The following is an 18,519-nucleotide window of genomic DNA, read 5'->3' as shown; positions in this document are numbered from 1 at the left end:
CAAGGTGCTTTTTTTACTGGCTTTTTAGCGACAAAGCCAAGGGCTTATCCCTTAGGGGCGAGCAGTTGCTGGCGATGCTCCAACAGACTGAAAACGCCAAATAGCAGCACCCAAAGATAATGGCGCTTGCGGATTGGCATCAGGGCTTTGAACATTATGTGGAAAATCAGCACCTGCACCGCATGCATAAAGAGGGTGATAATAAACAGCAGGCTCAGCAGCAGGCCGATATCGCCCCCTATCGGACTGGGCAGGTTATAGAGCATCAGTGCCCAGGCAAAGAGGGTGATCACTTTGCCGCTTAAGATAAAAAGTTTCATGTTTTACTCGGCTATGGCTACTCGGTTATGGCTATTTTGCGATATGCCTTAGTTTATGACGTCGTTCGTTGGTGCTTGATACTGATAGAGACGGTAGATCACTTGTCCGGCTTTCTTCTCTTTCAGCTGAACCCAGGTTTCAGGCACTGGCAGAAGGGACAACTCACTCTCGGTTTCTACATAGATCTGCGCGCAGTCATTGAGCCAGTGCTGCTTATCTAAAGCCGCAATAGTCTCGGTTGCCAATCCCTTACGAAATGGCGGATCGATAAAGACGATATCGAAGCCCTGGGCCGGAGGCTGCTGCAGTAAGGCTAAGGTATCGCCCTGAACCACATCGGCATGCTCGCACTTGAGGGTGAGCAGGTTCTGTTTTAGCTGTTTCGCCGCGCTGGTTTGTAGTTCAAAGATGTTGGCATAGCTGGCGTAGCGGGACAGGGCTTCTAATGCCAAGGCGCCGCTGCCACCAAAACAGTCGAGCACCCGGGCGCCAGCCAGATCTCCGGCAAGCCAGTTAAATAGGGTTTCTCTCACCCTGTCAGTGGTTGGGCGTAGTCCTTCGAGATCATGTATGGGCAGGCGGCGTGAGCGCCATTGCCCGGCAATAATACGTACTTGCCCACTGGCGGGACGATTTCTAGCCATTTTATACCTGTCGATTAATGGATAAACTTAGCTCACACTTGGTCTGACCCAAGAAAATGATAGACTGATGCGCTAAATTGAAGCGGTTATTTTACCCCAAGCTTTCAAAAAAGGGTGGGCTAATCTCTGTTTTAGGCAAAAAGCTAAGGCTTTTCTGCATATTTGGCGCCGCTATCTGGTTATAATGGCGAGCATAATAGATTTCAGTAATTTGAGTAGCTGAGCAGCGGTATTACACATGGCAAAGAAAGGTTTTTTTTCCTGGTTCCGTAAAGACGATCCTAAACAAGAGGTCGCGGCACCAGAAATAGAAGAGGCGCAGCAAATAGCGCAAGAGCAAGCCGAACAAGCACGTCTGGCCGCAGAGCAGGCCGAACAAGAGCGTCTGGCTGCAGAGCAGGCTGAGCAAGAACGTTTGGCCGCAGAGCAAGCCGAACAAGCACGTCTGGCCGCCGAGCAGGCCGAACAAGCACGTCTGGCCGCAGAGCAGGCCGAACAAGCACGTTTGGCCGCAGAGCAGGCCGAACAAGCACGTCTGGCTGCAGAGCAGGCCGAACAAGCACGTCTGGCAGCTGAGCAGGCCGAACAAGCACGTCTGGCGGCTGAGCAGGCAGAGCAAGAACGTCTGGCTGCAGAGCAGGCCGAAGAAGCACGTCTGGCCGCAGAGCAACAAGCAGTGGCAGAAGCCCAGCCAGAGCCGCAGCAGAAACCCAGCAAAGAGGGCTTTTTTGCTCGCCTTAAACGTGGTCTTAAGCGTACCAGCGAGAATATCGGCAGCGGCTTTGCCGGTTTGTTCAAGGGCAAGAAGATCGATGATGATCTGTTCGAAGAGCTCGAAGAGCAGCTACTGATCGCCGATGTGGGGGTGGAAACCACCACTCGCCTTATCGCCAGTTTGACCGAACAGGCCAGCCGTAAGCAGTTAAAAGATGGCGAAGCTCTCTATGAGTTGCTGCGCGAAGAGATGCAGAAAACCTTAGAACCCGTCAGTGTGCCTCTGGTGCCGGAAAACAGCGATGGGCCTTTCGTTATTCTCATGGTGGGGGTCAACGGCGTGGGTAAGACCACCACAATCGGCAAGCTGGCTAAGCAGTATCAGAAACAGGGTAAATCTGTAATGCTGGCGGCGGGTGACACCTTCCGCGCCGCAGCGGTTGAGCAGCTGCAGGTTTGGGGTCAGCGCAACGAGATCCCAGTGATTGCACAGCACACGGGTGCCGACAGTGCCTCGGTATTGTTCGATGCCTTGCAGGCAGCACGTGCCAGAAAGGTTGATGTCTTGATCGCCGATACTGCGGGTCGTCTACAGAATAAGGCGCACCTGATGGAAGAGCTTAAGAAAGTGGTGCGTGTGATGAAGAAGCAGGATGAAACCGCGCCCCATGAGGTGATGCTGACCCTAGATGCCAGCACAGGCCAGAACGCCATCAGCCAGGCGCAGCTGTTTAAAGATGCGGTCGGTGTGACCGGCATTACCATCAGCAAGCTCGATGGTACGGCTAAGGGCGGGGTGATCTTTGCCATTGCCGATAAATTTGGTATTCCTATTCGGCATATTGGTGTTGGTGAGCAGATTGACGATCTGCGCCCATTCGATGCCAAAGAGTTTGTCGATGCCCTGTTTAGCCAAGAGGAAGCCGAAGCCCAGCAGTGATGTTAATTATGTAAGATTGCTGGCATATTTATCGTAAGGCTAAAACATTATTACAAGAATATTGGACACTTATGATTCGATTTGAGCAAGTGAGTAAAATTTATCCCGGCGGGCAGAAGGCCCTGACCGATGTAAGTTTTCATCTGCAGCGCGGCGAGATGGCGTTTTTAACCGGCCATTCCGGTGCCGGCAAGAGCACCTTGCTTAAGTTGATCACTGTGATTGAGCGGGCCAATGCGGGGCGTGTCTCCATCAATGGCCATGATATCGCCAATATTCGTCCTAAGGATGTGCCTTTCCTGCGGCGGGATATCGGCATGATCTTCCAGAACCATCACCTGCTGATGGATCGCTCTGTGTTTGACAATATCGCTCTGCCGCTGGTGATCGAGGGCTTTGCTCTGCATGAAATTAAGAAGCGTGTCTTAGCCGCGCTGGACATGGTGGGGCTTTACGGTAAAGAAAGGCATTATCCCATTATGCTTTCCGGCGGTGAGCAGCAGAGGGTCGGCATCGCCCGTGCGATTGTGAACAAGCCGCCGCTGCTGCTGGCCGATGAGCCGACCGGTAACTTAGATCCAAAGCTCTCCATGGACATTCTGCGTCTGTTTGAAACCTTCAATGATTCGGGCACCACTGTCCTGATAGCCACCCATGATCTGGGATTGATTGCCCGGATGAAGTATCGCACCCTGACACTGAAACAGGGGCGGGTGCTCGGGGGCAATGAGCTACCCACAGAATCTGCCTTTAGCCTGTAGTTGAGGAGCCGTGAATGAATCAACAACCTCAATTAGTGCGTAGCAAATTGCCCTTTACCGGGCGCATCGTGATGTTTTTTGTGCGCCATATTCAACATGCCATGGCCAGCATGGGCGAGCTGTGGCGCAATCCTGTCTCCTCATTCATGACCATGGCGGTGCTGGGGGTCAGCCTGAGTCTGCCTGCGGCGCTGCAGGTGCTGGTTAAGAACGCCGAGACAATTACCCAATCCTGGAACAGCGCCGCCGAAATTTCCCTGTTTATCGATAAAGATCGCAGCGAACGCAGCATACAGAGCCTGATCACCCGCATCAGTGCCTACCCTGAGGTGAGCGCGGTCAGTTATATCAATCGCGATCAGGCGTTGGAGGAGTTTCAGCGCCTATCCGGTTTCGGCGATGCCATCGCCTATTTAGATGAAAACCCCTTGCCTGCGGTGATCACTGTCACCCCAAGTCTGAAATATGCCAGTCCCAATGGCGCCAAAGAGCTGCTGAAGAAGCTGGAACTGGAAGCCGAAGTCAACTTTGGCCGCCTGGACATAGAATGGCTGGAGCGACTACAGGCGGTATTAAAGTTACTGGAGCGCACTGTAATGGCAATCGCAGCCCTGCTGGTACTGGCGGTGGTGCTGGTGATAGGCAATACCATTCGACTGGCGATCATGAACCGGCGCACCGAAATTGAGGTGATGAAGCTGGTGGGGGCGACCGAGAGCTTTATTCAGCGGCCGTTTCTCTATACTGGCATCTGGTTTGGGGTGATAGGCGGTATGCTCGCCTGGGTAATTATTAACCTCTTGGTCTGGTATCTTGACGGAGCGCTTATCGAGTTATTGGGCCTCTACGGCAGCCAGATGAAGATGCAATCGCTAACCCTGTTTGAGCTCGGCGAACTCATGCTCTTGGCCTCTTTCTTAGGCTGGTTAGGCTCTTACCTGTCGGTGCGCCAACATCTGCGCGCCATAGAGCCATCCTGATCTGTCTCCCTCTGGCTAGATGAACTAATCTTCACTTGCATTGTCTATAGATTCGGACAAAATTAATCGGTAAATGGTGTATTGACATAGGATGTCAGATCGCCGATAGTTCATCAGCTTGTCCCCATATAAACCCTAAGCTGGGTCGAGACAAAGGTCTTAAATAGGGGGAAATGGCCATGAGGCCGCAAGCGGTTTTATCGCGTTAAATTTAGCAAGAAGTAGGAGCGTTAATGACAAGTCAAACGCAATCAATGGCCCTGATGGTCCCTCAAAGCAGTGGTAGCTTAGAGGCTTATATTCATTCTGCGCACAGCATTCGCATGCTGGAGCCTGAGGAGGAGTATGAGCTGGCGAAGCGTCTGCAAGAGACTGGTGACATCCAGGCTGCGAAGCAGTTGATTATGTCTCACCTTCGTTTCGTTATCCATGTTGCCAAAGGTTATGCGGGTTACGGTTTACCTCAGGCCGATCTTATCCAGGAGGGTAATATTGGTCTGATGAAAGCGGTAAAACGTTTCGATCCCGATGTGGGTGTTCGTCTTGTGTCATTTGCCGTGCACTGGATTAAAGCCGAGATCCACGAATATGTGCTGAAAAACTGGCGCATAGTAAAAGTGGCCACCACTAAGGCGCAGCGTAAGTTATTCTTTAACCTGCGTAAGGCGAAGAAACGCCTTGGCTGGTTCAGCGATGAAGAGGTCACTATGGTGGCCGAAAATCTGGGTGTGTCGAAAGCCGACGTCACCGAGATGGAATCGCGTATGGCGGCGCAGGATCCTGCATTCGATCTGGCCAGCGATAACGACGATGAACAGGATTATGCCCCTGTACATTATCTTGAGGATCACTCTTCCAATCTGGCACAGCAGGTGGAAAACGATAATCTCGAATCCGATAATCAGGCACGTCTATTGGCGGCCATCAAAACACTTGATGAGCGTAGCCAACATATCTTAAGAGCGCGCTGGTTAGATGACGAGAAGACCACATTGCAGGAGCTGGCAGAGACCTATCAGGTGTCGGCCGAGCGGATCAGACAGCTGGAAAAGAATGCAATGAACAAACTTAAGGGTCAGATGGAGATCTAATCTCATCTTGCACTACTCAATAAAAAAACCTGCTTATAGCAGGTTTTTTTATGGCACAAAGCTAACAAATAGATGTTCGGGTATCAATAAATGTGTCAGTAGTGGCTGTTAAGTATCTGAATTATCTGCCTGTAATACGGCATCAATCAGCTGCTTACGTATCACTTTCAGTCCTGTACTTGCTGTCTCCGGCCAGGGGAAATAGCGCCTTGGCCGTTTAAAGCGGGCGATATACTGACAGACAAAAGCGTCGAGCTCCTCAGTCGATGAGAGCTCCCCTTTGATGATAGCAACCGGCAGGCAGCCAAACTCCTTATCCTCCATGGCGAAGACGATGGCATCTTGAATCTGGGGGTGACGTTTGAGGGCGGCCTCTATCTCCTCCGGTTGCACATTTTCGCCGCCGCAGACAAACATATTGTCGGCGCGGCCGCCGATCACCAAATTCCCTTCTTCGTCCCAGTAACCTAAATCTTTGGTATCGAACCAATTATCTTGATTAAGCGGCAGATTAAAGCTTAGGCCGCCATGGTCACTCAGGTAGCCCATAAACAGCGTCTCGCCACGGACCAGTATGCGTTTTGCGTCGATTCGCAGTTCCCTATGGGGTAACAGCTTGCCACTGCTGCCTTTAGCCGTGGCTAAGCCTGTGGTGATCTGCGAGCTCATCTCTGTCATGCCGTAGCTGGTATAGGCATTTAGATTCAAGGATGTGAGCTTGTCCAGCAGGGAGCCTGCGATGGCGCCTCCGCCCAGCAGCAGCGACTTGATGCCACTCAATGCCGCTTTATCTTTGTCCATGATACGCATCAGCTGTGTCGCCACCAGTGAGAGATGGGTCAGCGGCACCACTCTTAACTGCTCAATCAGCGACAAAGAGGGCGAGGGCAGCGTGATGGCGGCTTTAGCCAGGGCGCAGCGATTGACTATCGCCAGACCGCCAATATGAAACAGTGGTAGTGACAGCAGCCAGTTATCACCTTGCTCCAGCGGGATGAGGCTCGCCGAGCCCTGAGCACTGGCGATATGGTTCGCCAGACAGTGCACTGCCGCCTTGGGCTGACCACTGCTGCCCGAAGTGAGAATGATATTGGCGGCAAGCTTAGGATCTAAGGTGTTTGTTGAAGCGGCGTCATAGGTAGTGGCTGTGGTAGCCGTGGTAGCTGGGGCGCTAAAGTCCAGCTGCAGACCCGCTTTTGGCAAGAGAGAGCTGAACTCATCGGCCGCCCAGAAGGTATTTAATCCATAGCGTTGGGCCAGTTGGCTTATCTGCAGCTTGGGAAACCTTGGGGAGAGGGGGCAGAAAATCGCGCCGATATCGATACAGGCCCAATAGAGGCTGATCATGGCGCGGGAGTTGTTATCGATACAGGTTAGGATATCGCCCGTCTTTAGCCCTGCCTGTTTTAGCTGCTCGGCGAGCTTGGTTACCGCAGCACTGAGCTGAGCATAAGTTATGGCGAGGTAGGCTCCCTCTTGCCACTGTTCTTGCCACTCGAATAGCGCGATTGCCTTGGGTGCCTCACTGGCGGCCTGATGCAGAGGTGATCGAATCACTGACATATTGATTAACCAACAGACTTTATCAGATTCAGTTCATCAAGCATCAGGCAGCGCTGTTTACCGCTACTGAGCAGAAGATCGCAGCTAAAGGCGCCTAAAGTATCTAGCCCCGGCATCTCATTGGGGGTGCATTCGGCGGCGATAGCCTGTAGGGCGGCAATACCTAAGCTGGCTTCGAGACTCGAGCTGATAATGGTTTTGACGCCGGCATCGATGGCAGTATCGATAAGGGATTGCAGGCGTGAGAGGTGACCCACAAGCATAGGTTTTAGCACCAGGGCGCGCAGTCCCGCTTGCATAACAAACTGGTAGTTGGGATCGTGCAGGGTTTCGTCCAGTGCATAATGGATGCCCACGGCCTCGAACAGATCTGGGTTCTCACTCGGATTCTGGCAGGGTTCTTCTATGTAGTCGATGGCGTCCAAGGGCAGACAGGCACAGAAATCTATCGCCTGTGTCAAGGTGAAGGCGCGGTTGGCATCGAGGCGAATTTTCAGGGCTGGCCGCACCGCCAGAATATGATGGATAAGCTGCACCTCATCTTCCAGTGAGGTTTGCCCCACTTTCACCTTTACTGTATGAGTGTCTAGGCTCAAGGCGTCGATGCGGTTTTGCAGCGCGGCCTTATCCTCATCCTGATTGCGGTAGATAAGCGGAACCAAGCCGGGATTGTTGCGACACACAGGCAGCTGTCCATTGAGTTTGGCATGGAGCAGGCTCAGACCAAATGCCAGCGAGGGCAGCTTGGTGGTCTCTGCCGCATCCAGCAAAGCATCAAGCGGCACGCCTTCAAGCTTGGGAAGCAGAAGCTCAAGTTCGTCTATGACCTGCTCCAGACTCTCCCTGCTAAAACCTAAGATAGGGTTGCCGTCGATATCCACTCCTGAGAGCGGCGCTATCTCCACTTCGGCCTGCATCTCTGCTGTGCTGGCATGCAGCACTAACCCCTCGCGTGTATCGATGCGCTGAATGCCGACGGGTAACAGCTTATCCAGCGGGATTTGGTAGCGGTACAAGCAAAGTGACTGCAGCGTCATAAGGGGTCCTTGAGCAAAATTGCTTCCAAAGTGTGGCAAAAGGCCTCGCCCTGAGCGAGATGCACATTGTGGCCGGCATTGTCGAAATAGTGTAGCTGGATGGGGGCTTGTGTCTGCCACTTTGCCGCCAGGGCTGAAAATTTCGTATCGTCCTTGCCCACCAGATAGTGCCAGGCGATCGGATACTGATTGGGCAGATGGATGAGTTCCTGCTGCTGGCCCAAGGAGGTGGGCAGGTAGATGGCACTCAGTCCCTGAATCTTGTTGTAACGTCTGCGGGCGATCAACTGCTGGCGCTGCTTATCTGATAGGTCGGCAAATACCCCTTGTTGATACCAGAGGTCTAAGAATGCCTCGATTGAGACTTGCTGTAAGCGTTCATTCCACTGGTTGTCCTGAGTTAGGCGCTCACGCCTTAGGGCATCGCTGGCTAGGCCGGGATGGCAAGACTCAAGGGTGATGGATAAAATCGCTTCGCCCATTAATGGCAGCAGGTGCAGGGCGATTCGGCCTCCCAGCGAGTAACCCAGCAAGTGAAAGCGCTCTACCCCCAGATCTGACAAGCTGCTTTGGATCTGCTGTGCGACCTGCTCGAACCCCGGGCTTGGCAGGGGAAGCGCCGGGCTGTCGCCGTGGCCGGGCAGATCCATACAGATACAGTAAAAACGCTGACTCAGCCTTGGCATCAGCGCCTGCCAGTCGTCTTTGTCGCCGAGAAAACCGTGTAACAGCAGCAGCGTCGGTTTCTCCACTAAGCCGTAACAGCGGGTGGCCAACATCAGCTTTGCTTTATCCAGTGGGCGATCTGACCTATCTGCTTGCTGGCCTGATCCTGGGCAACACAAACCTCAATCACAGAGGGACCGTCGAACGCTAGGGCGTCACGGTAGATCTCATTGAAGCTGACGATATCCTCAATCCGGTTGTAAGTGATACCAAACATGGCGGCGGCATAGCCGAACTCTAAGCCGTGAGACAGGCGGTAATAGTCGCTGCGAAGCTTCTCGTCGGGCACGGGCAGCAGATTAAAGATATTGCCGCCGTCATTGTTGAGTATCACTATCACCATGGGACTTTTTACCCGCGCGGCGATGGCGAGGGAGTTGAGATCGTGCAGCTGAGATATATCGCCAATGACTAAGGTGGTGGCCTCGGCGTTATGGGCGGCAAGGCCGCAGGCACTGGCCAGTAAGCCATCTATGCCCGATGCGCCGCGATTGGTGTAGATATTAGCCGATGCCGGGGTGATAGGGGCGAACATGTCATACAGTCGCACAGGCAGGCTGTTACCGATAAACAGCTGCCCCTTGGCTTGATAGGCGATGGCGCGGATCACCTGAGCCTCGCCAAACTCCCCTTGATCTATCTGACGTTCAAACAGGGTGGCGAGTCTTTCGTTCTGCTCGATAAGTTCTGTGGCCCAGTTTGCCTCGGATGATCTTGGCCAGGGCTGGCTGGCAAAATGGCTCACGTCGCTGAGCCAGACCTGTTTGGCGCTGTGGCTAGGATCCAGTCGCCGCTGGTTGGGTAATACCTGCCAGTAGGCCTTCCATTTCTGTTCGGCCAGATAGGAAATCAAACGTTTAGAGAGCAGGCGTCCGCCAAAAAACAGCACCTTCTGCGCTTCTTGCAGTAGCGCCTTGGCCTTAGGTTTGAGCAGTAGCTGATCGATATTGTTGATTGCCGCGCCATGTTGTCTCAACTGAGACTGGGCATCGGTCAATACCGGCCAACCCAGTTTTTGCGCCAGCTCGATTATCTCTTGTGGATTCTCTTCAGGGGCTAAGGTGCCGACCACTATCACCCCTTTGCCATGGACGAAACGGGCGAGGGCATCTTGGCTTGGCGCATTGTTTATGTCGCCTTTAGCATATTGGTTATAGGGTGTCGTGTTGTGTTGCCAGTTACCCAGGGAGCGCAGATAGTCGCTAAAGTCAGAGCTAATGGCGCTGGGGTAGAGGGGCTCGCGATACATGCAGTTGATGTGCACCGGCTGAGTCTGGTTGCTGACGGCGGCATCCAGGCTGGTGAGTAAGGCCTCTGGCGCAATGGCGAGATCCGGCGTGGGCAGGTTGAGCTGCGTGGCATAGTTAGCAAAGATGGCCGGTTGCACTATGGCCTGATTGGCGCCGCAATCGAGCAGTTCTGGGGGTCTGTCGCCCGAGAGAATAATCAAGGGCACTTGAGTGAGCCAGGCCTCAACAACCGCGGGATAGAGATTAGCCACTGCGGTGCCCGAAGTGGTGATAATTGCCACGGGCGCGCGGCTCGCCTTCGCCAGCCCCAAGGCGAGAAAGCCCAGGCCGCGCTCATCGAAATGCAGATGCTGTTTGAGTTTACTCTGTTTGGCCGCGGCCAGAGTCAAGGGCGTCGAGCGTGAGCCCGGCGCCATGCAGACATGTTGTACGCCTAAACGCGCAAGTTCTTCCAGAATAAGCGAACCCCAAAGTAGGTTCAGTTCCGCTGTTTTTTCGATTGGCATAATGGTCTGGTCAACATGATGGTTTTATTAGTTTATCTTGAACTGAATGCTAATGGAAACTTGGCAAGCAAACTGTTACTTAGCTCCAGTTTAGCCCTGAGCCTGAGGATTGCCGCGAAATATTGCTGTCGGCTTTAACTTGGATTTCGGCTAAGATAGCCGCAATTTTCCCGATGCCCCTTTCTGACTGGCTGAGGGTGTTATCAAGGAGCGGATAAAGGTGGAGCAGATTCGAGGCAGTATTGGACGTTGGCAGGGGGCCGGCTTGATGGCGACCACTTTGCTGGGAACCGGTGTATTTATCTTGCCGCAACTCACCCTGGCCTTAGCGGGATTTGGCGCCCTGTTTGCCTGGATCTTGCTGACGCTAGCCATTATTCCTGTCACCCTGGTATTTGGCCGTCTGGCGGGCTTCTTTCCCCACGCTGCGGGTCCGGCCTATTTTGTTGAGCAGGCGTTTGGCCGCACCGCAGGGCGGACTATCGGTTTAATTTTTCTGCTGGTGATCCCCATTGGTGCGCCAGCGGCCATTCTGATGACCTTTCAATTTATCAATGAACTGGTGCCGATTTCGGGCTGGTATCAGGTGTTGATTGAGCTCTTGCTACTCCTGCTGCTTCTGCTGATTAACCTCAAAGGGATACAGGTGTCGGCCAAGCTGCAGTTTGCCCTGACCCTGGCGATTGTTGCCGTGGTGGTGCTCATGTTTGGTGCCGGCGGTACCAATCTGGGTCAGCTTGAGCTGGTGGCCAGTGAGACAGAGATTGAGCTGGACTTAGTGATGGCCGCTGCCGGGATCGCTTTCTGGAGTTTCTTAGGCGTGGAGGCGATGACCCATCTGGCCAATGACTTTAAGCATCCTGAGCGTGATATGTTGCCCGCCATGATTCTGGGCACTGTGCTGGTGGGTCTCGTCTATATTGCCTGTACCTTGCTTTTGCTGTTTGTTCCCCTCGGTGATGGTTTAGCCATGGTGACCGCCTTCGATCGTCTGCTGGGAGGATATGGCGCCCAAGTGATTGGCATTTTGGGCATAGCGGGCGGCCTCTCCACGGTAAATGTCTATACCGCCAGTGTGGCCAGGCTGGTGTGGAGCTTTAGCCGAGAGGGAGTCTTGCCACGTTATTTCGACAGGCTTAACCAGCATCAGGTGCCTGTGAGGGCGCTCTCTATGGTGTTATCGCTGATGGGCTGCGTGATAGTGCTGACCTACCTATCCGGTCAGGAGCTGGAGCATCTGATCGCCTGGAGTAACGGCGTGTTTGTGATCATCTACCTGATGTCCATGCTGGCCGCTGCCAAATTACTAGGCAGAGGCTATTGGCCTCAGGTGCTCTGTGGTGTGCTGTTTTGTGTGATGATGCTATTCGCCCTGGGCTGGAGCATGCTATATGCCCTTGGGCTGGTTATCTTAGTGGCGCCATTGCTGAAATGGCAGCGCCGCTATCAGAGCCGTAAGGCGGTAGCTTTAGATGTAAAGCTTCAGCCCTAAATCCTATCGGCCATCTCAGCTGGAGATGGCGGCATTACGCAGCTGAATAAGTTCACTGTGTTTCAGATAGAGCAGCTCGGCGGTGCGGCGGATGATTTGATCTTCGTAGCGGCAGAGCTGGCCATCGGCGTAGGCGAGTTTCCACATGGCTAAGATAAGTTTCTGCTTCTGCTCGATAGAAAACAGCGCGTTGATCTCTTTGGTAAATTCATACAGAGAGGTGGCATCGCGCTGGGCAGTTTTACCTTCCTCAATCAGGCGGCTGGCCTCCTGTTTCTCTATGCCCAGCTCGTTGCTTATGACGCTTGGCAGCAGCGCCGCTTCGGTTGCATCTAAGGTCTCATCGGCATACACAACTTCCAGCAGCAGGCTGACGGCGGCCAGATGTAGGTGTTTTTCCTGCTCCTCAGGCGTGAGGGGGCGGGGCTTTGAGGTTAACATTTGTCTGAGTTGTGCCAGCATCACCCATCCTTTTTTCTTGAGGTTAGCTTTAAGTTGTTATGCTTAGGGGTTAACTATTAGAACAGAAAGGTGTGTTCGAGTTCACCCTTTCAAGATGAACTCTTGTTCATCGAGCGGTTATCATTTTAACACTCTGGCTGTGACGCTCACATTAAGGTGCCAACCCCTTGCATCAGGAGATCGGCCGTGCCTTCACCCGCCGTGCTGTCCAGATAATCTTTTACTATACCCACCATGGGCTGGGCCAGCTCTTTGGAGATGCCGAGTTTCTCAAAGGCATCATAGACTTGAGCGCCACCCTGCAAGGATGAGCCTAAACTGCCTGCCTTGGATAGGAGTCCCGACATGCCCGAGCCGCTGTCTGCCGATGGTGCCGCGCTTAACAGGCTGTCCATGTTAGGCACAGCATCCGCGATAGGGCCGAAGCTGTCATCGCCCAGGTTTGACTTTGCCAGGCCAAACAAGCTACCCAGCCCCCCTTCAGCCTGAGATTGGCTGAGTCCGAGTTGCGACATCACAGAGCCGACCAGATCGCCGCTCGCTGGCGTTGAGCTGGCCGTGGGCTCTTCACTATTGGCGTCGGTTTGGCCGGTGGCAAGGGCTTGGGGGAGATAGAGGGCTAAAGTTGCCAGTAAGGCACTCAGCAAAAGGGTCACTTTCATGGGGTCATCCTATGTTTCTTTTAGGTAAGCTTCTAAACTGTGGGATATTTCAGTCTAGATTGCTCCGGGTTTTATCGCTATTTTTAGATATCTGTTGTGCATTGAGACTGAAATTTCGGTATCCTGTGCGACTTACTGCCTGGTTTATAATTATCTAATGGAAAGACCTATGTCGATATCAGCGATTTTGACAGAAGCTTATTACTTCTTTCGCAATCATATTCGTCAATTAGCCATCTTGACTGTGCCTATTTTACTGGTACAGGTGGGCATTCAGATGTGGTTAGGAATGGAGCTTAGAGCCGCTGACCTGGAAAATCCTCAATTTGGTGTGCCCCATATGGTGGCCATGATGGCACTCTTGTTGGTATTTTCGCTCTTGATTGCCGCGCTGACCCTGTTTATGGAGGTGCGCTCCCACGGTCACGAACCTTCGACCGGGATGCTGCTGAAAACCAGTCTCAATTTTGTACCTGGCCTGCTGTTAGCCGGGGTGTTTTCGGGCATGGCGATCATTGCTCCTGTGATGATTCTGGCCGCTTTTGGGCCGCTGACACTCGTCGGTCTGGCCATCAGTATCTATCTGTTTGCCCGTCTGGCCTATGTGAACTTTATGGTGGTGGTCGAGCGTTTGACACCGCTGGCGGCCATTAAAGGCAGCTTTCAGTTCAGCCGTAGCATCGCCTTTAAGACCCTGATGGTGTTGCTGCTCTATATTCCTCTGTCGTTAATTGGCGGTTCATTATCTGCGTTAGTCGAGCCTGTGGGACTGCCTCTGATGCTGGTCGTCGAGGTGATAGTGGCTTTCTTTGGCCTGTTTATTAACGTGGCGCTTTTCCGCCTCTATATGGTTTCTCGCCCCACCCCTAAGGTTGAAGAAGAGGCGTAATCCTGATTAAAGGGGCTGTCTCTGGCCCCTTATCGACACAATCGACGGAGTCTATGCCGTGCTGACAGATATTCAATTGGTGAGCCAGTTTTCCCGCGAGCTCGGTGAGGATTACCGACTCGCCAAGAGCTATATTCGGGATGTGCCGACTCAGACTCTGCTGCAGATCCGCAGCTTTATCCATAGGCTAACCGAACGCTTAGCCAAGTCTCAGCATCTGACTTTTGATAGCCCCAATCTGTACGATCGTATCGAAACCTTAAACCGTGAGCGGGTGATCAATGTGCGCCTGACCCGTGCGCTGCATCGTCTGCGCGGTGACGGTAATCGCGGCGCTCATCCTGAGAAATACCATTTAACCAGTGATGCGCTGCAGGAGTTGGCAGAGCGTTCCATCGAGCGCCTAGCCAAATTGGTGGCCGATCTCTATCCCTTGTTACATCATGAGGATGCCCCCGAGTATCAATTTACCCCCAGCGATGCCATCGCCGGACGGGATCTCTGTTATCGCGCCGTGATGGAGAGCGACCCTCTGGCGCAATATCTGGTGGGTATGTCGCTCAAGACCCGCGGCTTGATGCAGAAGGAGCAGGAAGATGCCCTTGCCGATAATGGCGATGCTAAGGCGCAGAGCAATTTAAGCGAACAGAGTTTTCGCCAGGCGGCGTACTGGTTTGCTCAGGCGGCGCCTTTTCATCACGATGCCATGCATGAGCACGGTGTCAGCCTGCTTCATGGTTATAGCGGTGAGGTGAACAGAAGCGCAGGCGAGGAAGCGATAGTTAAGGCGGCCAAGGCCGGGGTGGCGAATGCCATGGCGCTGCTGGGCTATTTCTATCTGGTGGGCGGCGAACATATCGAAGTCAGCCACAGCGATGCGCTGCATTATCTGCAGGCGGCAGCGGCACTGGAACAAGCCGAAGCCATGGCGAACCTAGGCGTGCTGTTTTATCAGCAGGCGGATTATGTGCAAGCGTTTCGCAATATTGCCAGCGCCGCCAAGGCTGGGTTCCCCCATGCTCAATACCATATGGCGTTGATGCTGGCGCGGGGCGAGGGGTGTCAGGCAGATCCTCTGGCCAGCGAGCAGTGGATGGCCGAGGCGGCGGAGCAGGGGCAAACCGATGCCATGCTCTACCGCGCTCAGCAGATGCTCAACAATGAAAATGCCCTGGGCAATGATTTTTCTGTGGCCGAGCGTTATCTGCGTGAGGCGATCAAATATGGTCACAGTGTACCGGCCATGATAGAGCTGAGTATCGCTCTGGCCGACGGCATCTTAGGCCGTATCGATGTGGTGGGATCGGCTGCTCTGCTTAATATGGCGCGTCAGCGAGCCAATGAACGTGAATTAGCCGTGATAGAACCTCTGTGGCAATCTCTGGTCACCCAGATAAACAGTGTGCTGGCGATTGCCGATAAAGAGGATGAGATAGCCGCATTGAAGCGCGCCAGTGAGCTCTTGTCTGAGCCCTTTTGAGCTAGGGCTAAAATAAAAAAGAGACCCTTTTAGGAGTATAAAAGGGTCTCTTTTTTTGTGGGGTAAGCCGCGGCTTATCTCGAATAACTGGGCTCTGACAACTTATCCCTGAGGATCATGCTCGAAAGTGCGTCCCTGTCTGGGCTGAGAGGCGCGGCTAAAGGGTGTTTCCTTCACTATGCTGTCTGCCTCAGTAAACTGCTCGGCAAATGGCGCCTGGGTCTGGCGGCGAAACTTAGCCAGTTGACGTTTTAAATAGACGCGTCCAAAAAGGCTCAGCAGAATGAAACTGATTGCACCAATCAGTAGAACAAAGGGCAGCGCTAGCAAGACCAATGTCATCACACCTAAACCGATAGCAAATGCCAACCACCCACGGCTTCCAGAGAAGCGGTTTTGAAAAGGGGTGCGTTGGAATTGATGATAAATCATAGTATCTCCTCTATTTGCTGGACTCGATTCTGCCTATTTAGCGGCTAAATTACACGTTAAATCGGGTTAATCTTCTTCTGGCCCAGCCAAAAAGCGTACATCTGGCTAGTCTGGGTCGGCAAGCGTCGATTTATCGACCGCCTCGGCGACACTCTGGCATATAGTTTCCCTGAGCCATTTATGGCCTGGCTCATCCTGATTGCGCTCATGCCATAACAACACATAGGCAAAGTTGGCGAAGCTTATCGGCAGCGGCAACTGAACTAAAGAGTAGAGTTTCTGGGCGTGGCTGGCAAAACTCGATGGTAGAGTAAAGATAAGATCGCTATGGGCACAGATACTGGCGGCGCCGTAGAAATCCGGTACTGTGCTGCTGAGGTGGCGCCTGTGTCCCAGGTTCGCCAGATGGTAATCCAGCGCCCACCATTCATTGCCCTCACAGCGTACCTGCACATGGGACATGCTGAGGTAGACGGCCAGATCCCAGTTACCCTGCTGTATGCTGGCGAGCAGAGGGTGCCCCTGACGCACCAGACACACTTGATGATCGGTAAACAGGGTCTGATGGGAAATCCCCTCAGGCAGCCGGTCGATGATCATATCTGACTGAGGGTGCATATCCCGACCTGTGATGCCGAAGTCTAACTGACCCAGCTGGAGTTCGGAGAGTGAGGCATTGGTCCAGAGGTAGGAGTCGAGTCTCAAGTTAGGTGCGTTGTTGAGCAGTGGCCCGATAAAATAGGGCAGCAGGGTTTCGTAGGCACTCTCCACCATGGCGAAGGAAAACTGCCTTATGCTGGTGGCGGGAATAAAGGCGGGCGCCTGGGTCAGTTGATAGAGCCCCTGCAACATTTTGGGCAACTGCTGACTGAGCTGCATGGCGTGTGCCGTCGGCTTAAGGCCGTGTGCGGTGCGAATAAACAGTGGGTCGCCCAAGGTGTCTCGCAGACGGCTGAGACTCTTGCTCAGCGCGGACTGGCTCAGATGCAAACGGCTAGCGGCGCGGGTGACGCTGCGCTCTTCCAGCAGAACCTGCAATATCACCAAGAGGTTAAGATCGATACGGGCTAGATTGTCCAGATTCATAGATATTCCTCAGCGGAAATTAGCTTTTGAAATTATACCATTTCTATTCATAACTAGGCTTGTTTAAAATTAACAGATGAAATAAGCGTCATGTTTATTACCCGTTTGAATAGAACAAAGAGAAGTCATGCGTCCGAATCTGTTACCCGTTTTAATGCTAATGGTGGTGCTTAGCCCACTGGCTATCGATATCTATCTGCCCTCCCTGCCGACCATGGCGGCGGAGTTTTCCGTGTCATCCAGCGAAGTGCAATCGACCCTGGTGCTCTTCCTGTTTGCCATGGGGATAGGCCAGGTGCTGATTGGTCCTCTAGCGGATCGCTATGGTCGCCGCCCTGTGGCTATCGGCGGTTTACTGCTTTACATTGCCAGCAGCCTGATGGCGGCACTGGCCATGGAGTTTCAGTGGTTGCAGCTGGCGCGTGTGCTGCAAGGCCTGGCGGCTTGCTCTACCTCGATAGTGGTCTTTAGTGCGGTGCGCGATTGTTTCACTCCAAAAGAGGGCGCCCGTTACTACAGCTACCTTAATGGGGTGATCTGTGTGATCCCAGCGTTGGCACCCACCCTTGGCGGCCTGCTGGCACTGCAATTTGGCTGGCGCTCAACCTTTATTTTTATGATGCTATACGCAGTCGTCATCATGTTGGTGGTGAGTTACCGTCTGCCGGAAACTCGTCCGGCTAATACGGTAACCAGCGGCGCCCTGTATCGCTGGGCTCAATATAAGCCGGTGCTGACCGAGCCGCACTTTCTCTTCTATGCCTTCGCCTGTATGTCGGGTATGGCGGCGATACTCTGTTATGTTTCCTACTCGCCTGTATGGCTTATCGAGCGCATCGGTGTCTCTGAGCTGACCTTCAGCGGTCTGTTTGGCCTCAATGCCGTGGTGAATATCATCGCCTGTTTTGCAGCGCCTGTGGTGATTAGTCGTCTGGGGAATCGCCCCACTGTGATCCTGGCGTTAAGCACTCTGGTGGTATCGGCTCTGCTGCAGCTTATGGTGCAGTGGTTTGGCCCGCAAACCGGTTTAGCCGCCGCCTTTGGCTTTATGTTGCCTATGATGCTGCTCTGTATCGGTTTTGCTCTGCTATTGGGGCCTGCAACCAGTATGGCGCTGTCGGCCTTTGGTGAGCGTGCCGGTACGGCAACGGCCATGCTGGGTTGTATCCAGATGAGCGGTGCCTCTCTGTTTGCCGGACTCGTGCAGCAAACCAGCCTGCCTGCGCCTTTTGCTGTGTCATTAGTCATGGGCGGCATGGCCATTGCCCTGCTGAGTGTCATGATGATGGGGCGTTTCGATCACTGGCATCAGGAGCAACATGCCCATTAATTTTTGATCTGGCGTGACCGATTGCGTGTCTCCCCTAAGCGATTGCTCTGGGGATCACCCTTTTGCCTGCACTCATTGACCCTGATGCAGGCTTTTTTTATCCATGATTATCTGTATCCAGAAGGTCTTGGCCGCCTTCGGCTCTTATGTTGC

The 18,519-nt window shown here is 53.3% G+C and carries 18 protein-coding genes; 8 read left to right on the top strand and 10 right to left on the bottom strand.

Features of this window, described 5'->3' with window-relative positions:
* Positions 1–44: 44 nt before the first annotated feature.
* Together LZP69_RS13270 and rsmD are read right to left on the bottom strand one after the other, a co-directional pair.
* Positions 45–320 carry a DUF1145 domain-containing protein gene (locus LZP69_RS13270; protein WP_234201218.1) on the bottom strand — a complete coding sequence of 92 codons (276 nt, stop codon included), beginning with the start codon at positions 318–320 and terminating at the stop codon, positions 45–47.
* A 48-nt stretch (positions 321–368) separates the two neighbouring features.
* Positions 369–965, bottom strand: coding sequence for a 16S rRNA (guanine(966)-N(2))-methyltransferase RsmD (gene rsmD / locus LZP69_RS13265; RefSeq protein WP_234201216.1), 597 nt, complete (start codon positions 963–965; stop codon positions 369–371).
* Positions 966–1,203: 238 nt separating this feature from the next.
* Here rsmD and ftsY point away from each other — a divergent pair, with 238 nt between their 5' ends.
* The 4 genes from ftsY (at position 1,204) to rpoH (ending at position 5,451) form a co-directional block, all read left to right on the top strand.
* Positions 1,204–2,619 (top strand): signal recognition particle-docking protein FtsY, encoded by a 1,416-nt coding sequence (ftsY, locus tag LZP69_RS13260; RefSeq protein WP_234201214.1) that lies wholly within the window; start codon positions 1,204–1,206, stop codon positions 2,617–2,619.
* Between the two features lie 71 nt (positions 2,620–2,690).
* A complete protein-coding gene (gene ftsE / locus LZP69_RS13255) occupies positions 2,691–3,380 on the top strand; it encodes a cell division ATP-binding protein FtsE (RefSeq protein ID WP_234201211.1) in 690 nt (229 codons plus the stop codon).
* Between the two features lie 14 nt (positions 3,381–3,394).
* Positions 3,395–4,360, top strand: coding sequence for a permease-like cell division protein FtsX (gene ftsX / locus LZP69_RS13250; protein WP_234201209.1), 966 nt, complete (start codon positions 3,395–3,397; stop codon positions 4,358–4,360).
* 233 nt (positions 4,361–4,593) lie between these two features.
* Positions 4,594–5,451, top strand: coding sequence for an RNA polymerase sigma factor RpoH (gene rpoH, locus LZP69_RS13245; RefSeq protein ID WP_234201207.1), 858 nt, complete (start codon positions 4,594–4,596; stop codon positions 5,449–5,451).
* A 108-nt stretch (positions 5,452–5,559) separates the two neighbouring features.
* Here rpoH and menE read toward each other — a convergent pair whose 3' ends face one another.
* The 4 genes from menE to menD are packed head-to-tail and all read right to left on the bottom strand — an operon-like array spanning position 5,560 to position 10,533.
* On the bottom strand, positions 5,560–7,014 hold the full coding sequence (gene menE / locus LZP69_RS13240; RefSeq protein WP_234201205.1) for an o-succinylbenzoate--CoA ligase: 1,455 nt from the start codon (positions 7,012–7,014) through the stop codon (positions 5,560–5,562).
* 5 nt (positions 7,015–7,019) lie between these two features.
* Positions 7,020–8,051, bottom strand: coding sequence for an o-succinylbenzoate synthase (gene menC / locus LZP69_RS13235; RefSeq protein ID WP_234201203.1), 1,032 nt, complete (start codon positions 8,049–8,051; stop codon positions 7,020–7,022).
* Complete coding sequence (menH, locus tag LZP69_RS13230; protein WP_234201201.1) at positions 8,048–8,830, bottom strand: 2-succinyl-6-hydroxy-2,4-cyclohexadiene-1-carboxylate synthase; 783 nt, start codon at positions 8,828–8,830, stop codon at positions 8,048–8,050. The genes menC and menH overlap by 4 nt, the downstream gene beginning before the upstream one ends.
* Positions 8,830–10,533, bottom strand: coding sequence for a 2-succinyl-5-enolpyruvyl-6-hydroxy-3-cyclohexene-1-carboxylic-acid synthase (menD, locus tag LZP69_RS13225; protein ID WP_234201199.1), 1,704 nt, complete (start codon positions 10,531–10,533; stop codon positions 8,830–8,832). Before menD ends, menH begins: the two co-directional genes overlap by 1 nt.
* Positions 10,534–10,753: 220 nt before the next feature.
* On the opposite strand from menD, the gene yjeH reads away from it, so the two are divergent.
* Positions 10,754–12,025 carry an L-methionine/branched-chain amino acid transporter gene (gene yjeH / locus LZP69_RS13220; RefSeq protein ID WP_326490269.1) on the top strand — a complete coding sequence of 424 codons (1,272 nt, stop codon included), beginning with the start codon at positions 10,754–10,756 and terminating at the stop codon, positions 12,023–12,025.
* A gap of 15 nt (positions 12,026–12,040) precedes the next feature.
* Here yjeH and LZP69_RS13215 read toward each other — a convergent pair whose 3' ends face one another.
* Positions 12,041–12,487 (bottom strand): tellurite resistance TerB family protein, encoded by a 447-nt coding sequence (locus tag LZP69_RS13215; RefSeq protein WP_234201197.1) that lies wholly within the window; start codon positions 12,485–12,487, stop codon positions 12,041–12,043.
* 146 nt (positions 12,488–12,633) lie between these two features.
* Positions 12,634–13,149, bottom strand: coding sequence for a DUF2780 domain-containing protein (locus LZP69_RS13210; RefSeq protein ID WP_234201196.1), 516 nt, complete (start codon positions 13,147–13,149; stop codon positions 12,634–12,636).
* Between the two features lie 169 nt (positions 13,150–13,318).
* Here LZP69_RS13210 and LZP69_RS13205 point away from each other — a divergent pair, with 169 nt between their 5' ends.
* A complete protein-coding gene (locus tag LZP69_RS13205) occupies positions 13,319–14,038 on the top strand; it encodes a hypothetical protein (RefSeq protein WP_234201194.1) in 720 nt (239 codons plus the stop codon).
* 58 nt (positions 14,039–14,096) lie between these two features.
* Positions 14,097–15,518, top strand: a complete 1,422-nt coding sequence (locus LZP69_RS13200) for a DUF4145 domain-containing protein (protein WP_234201192.1) — start codon at positions 14,097–14,099, stop codon at positions 15,516–15,518.
* A 102-nt stretch (positions 15,519–15,620) separates the two neighbouring features.
* Here LZP69_RS13200 and LZP69_RS13195 read toward each other — a convergent pair whose 3' ends face one another.
* Together LZP69_RS13195 and LZP69_RS13190 are read right to left on the bottom strand one after the other, a co-directional pair.
* Positions 15,621–15,950, bottom strand: a complete 330-nt coding sequence (locus LZP69_RS13195) for a hypothetical protein (RefSeq protein WP_234201191.1) — start codon at positions 15,948–15,950, stop codon at positions 15,621–15,623.
* Positions 15,951–16,055: 105 nt separating this feature from the next.
* Positions 16,056–17,036 (bottom strand): LysR family transcriptional regulator, encoded by a 981-nt coding sequence (locus LZP69_RS13190; RefSeq protein ID WP_234201190.1) that lies wholly within the window; start codon positions 17,034–17,036, stop codon positions 16,056–16,058.
* 127 nt (positions 17,037–17,163) lie between these two features.
* On the opposite strand from LZP69_RS13190, the gene LZP69_RS13185 reads away from it, so the two are divergent.
* Positions 17,164–18,366: a multidrug effflux MFS transporter gene (locus tag LZP69_RS13185; RefSeq protein ID WP_234201189.1), complete on the top strand. Its 1,203-nt coding sequence runs from the start codon at positions 17,164–17,166 to the stop codon at positions 18,364–18,366.
* The last annotated feature ends 153 nt before the right edge of the window (positions 18,367–18,519 follow it).

It is taken from the genome of Shewanella sp. AS1, assembly GCF_021412565.1.
Taxonomy (GTDB): Bacteria; Pseudomonadota; Gammaproteobacteria; order Enterobacterales; family Shewanellaceae; genus Shewanella.
Note: the sequence above shows the minus strand (reverse complement) of the source record. Positions and strands in the feature narration are given on the sequence as shown.

Excerpts from the sequence above, each read along its gene's own strand:
- LZP69_RS13270 (WP_234201218.1), bottom strand. The coding sequence starts at position 320 with ATGAAACTTTTTATCTTAAGCGGCAAAGTGATCACCCTCTTTGCCTGG.
- rsmD (WP_234201216.1), bottom strand. The coding sequence starts at position 965 with ATGGCTAGAAATCGTCCCGCCAGTGGGCAAGTACGTATTATTGCCGGG.
- ftsY (WP_234201214.1), top strand. The coding sequence starts at position 1,204 with ATGGCAAAGAAAGGTTTTTTTTCCTGGTTCCGTAAAGACGATCCTAAA.
- ftsE (WP_234201211.1), top strand. The coding sequence starts at position 2,691 with ATGATTCGATTTGAGCAAGTGAGTAAAATTTATCCCGGCGGGCAGAAG.
- ftsX (WP_234201209.1), top strand. The coding sequence starts at position 3,395 with ATGAATCAACAACCTCAATTAGTGCGTAGCAAATTGCCCTTTACCGGG.
- rpoH (WP_234201207.1), top strand. The coding sequence starts at position 4,594 with ATGACAAGTCAAACGCAATCAATGGCCCTGATGGTCCCTCAAAGCAGT.
- menE (WP_234201205.1), bottom strand. The coding sequence starts at position 7,014 with ATGTCAGTGATTCGATCACCTCTGCATCAGGCCGCCAGTGAGGCACCC.
- menC (WP_234201203.1), bottom strand. The coding sequence starts at position 8,051 with ATGACGCTGCAGTCACTTTGCTTGTACCGCTACCAAATCCCGCTGGAT.
- menH (WP_234201201.1), bottom strand. The coding sequence starts at position 8,830 with ATGTTGGCCACCCGCTGTTACGGCTTAGTGGAGAAACCGACGCTGCTG.
- menD (WP_234201199.1), bottom strand. The coding sequence starts at position 10,533 with ATGCCAATCGAAAAAACAGCGGAACTGAACCTACTTTGGGGTTCGCTT.
- LZP69_RS13215 (WP_234201197.1), bottom strand. The coding sequence starts at position 12,487 with ATGCTGGCACAACTCAGACAAATGTTAACCTCAAAGCCCCGCCCCCTC.
- LZP69_RS13210 (WP_234201196.1), bottom strand. The coding sequence starts at position 13,149 with ATGAAAGTGACCCTTTTGCTGAGTGCCTTACTGGCAACTTTAGCCCTC.
- LZP69_RS13205 (WP_234201194.1), top strand. The coding sequence starts at position 13,319 with ATGTCGATATCAGCGATTTTGACAGAAGCTTATTACTTCTTTCGCAAT.
- LZP69_RS13195 (WP_234201191.1), bottom strand. The coding sequence starts at position 15,950 with ATGATTTATCATCAATTCCAACGCACCCCTTTTCAAAACCGCTTCTCT.
- LZP69_RS13190 (WP_234201190.1), bottom strand. The coding sequence starts at position 17,036 with ATGAATCTGGACAATCTAGCCCGTATCGATCTTAACCTCTTGGTGATA.
- LZP69_RS13185 (WP_234201189.1), top strand. The coding sequence starts at position 17,164 with ATGCGTCCGAATCTGTTACCCGTTTTAATGCTAATGGTGGTGCTTAGC.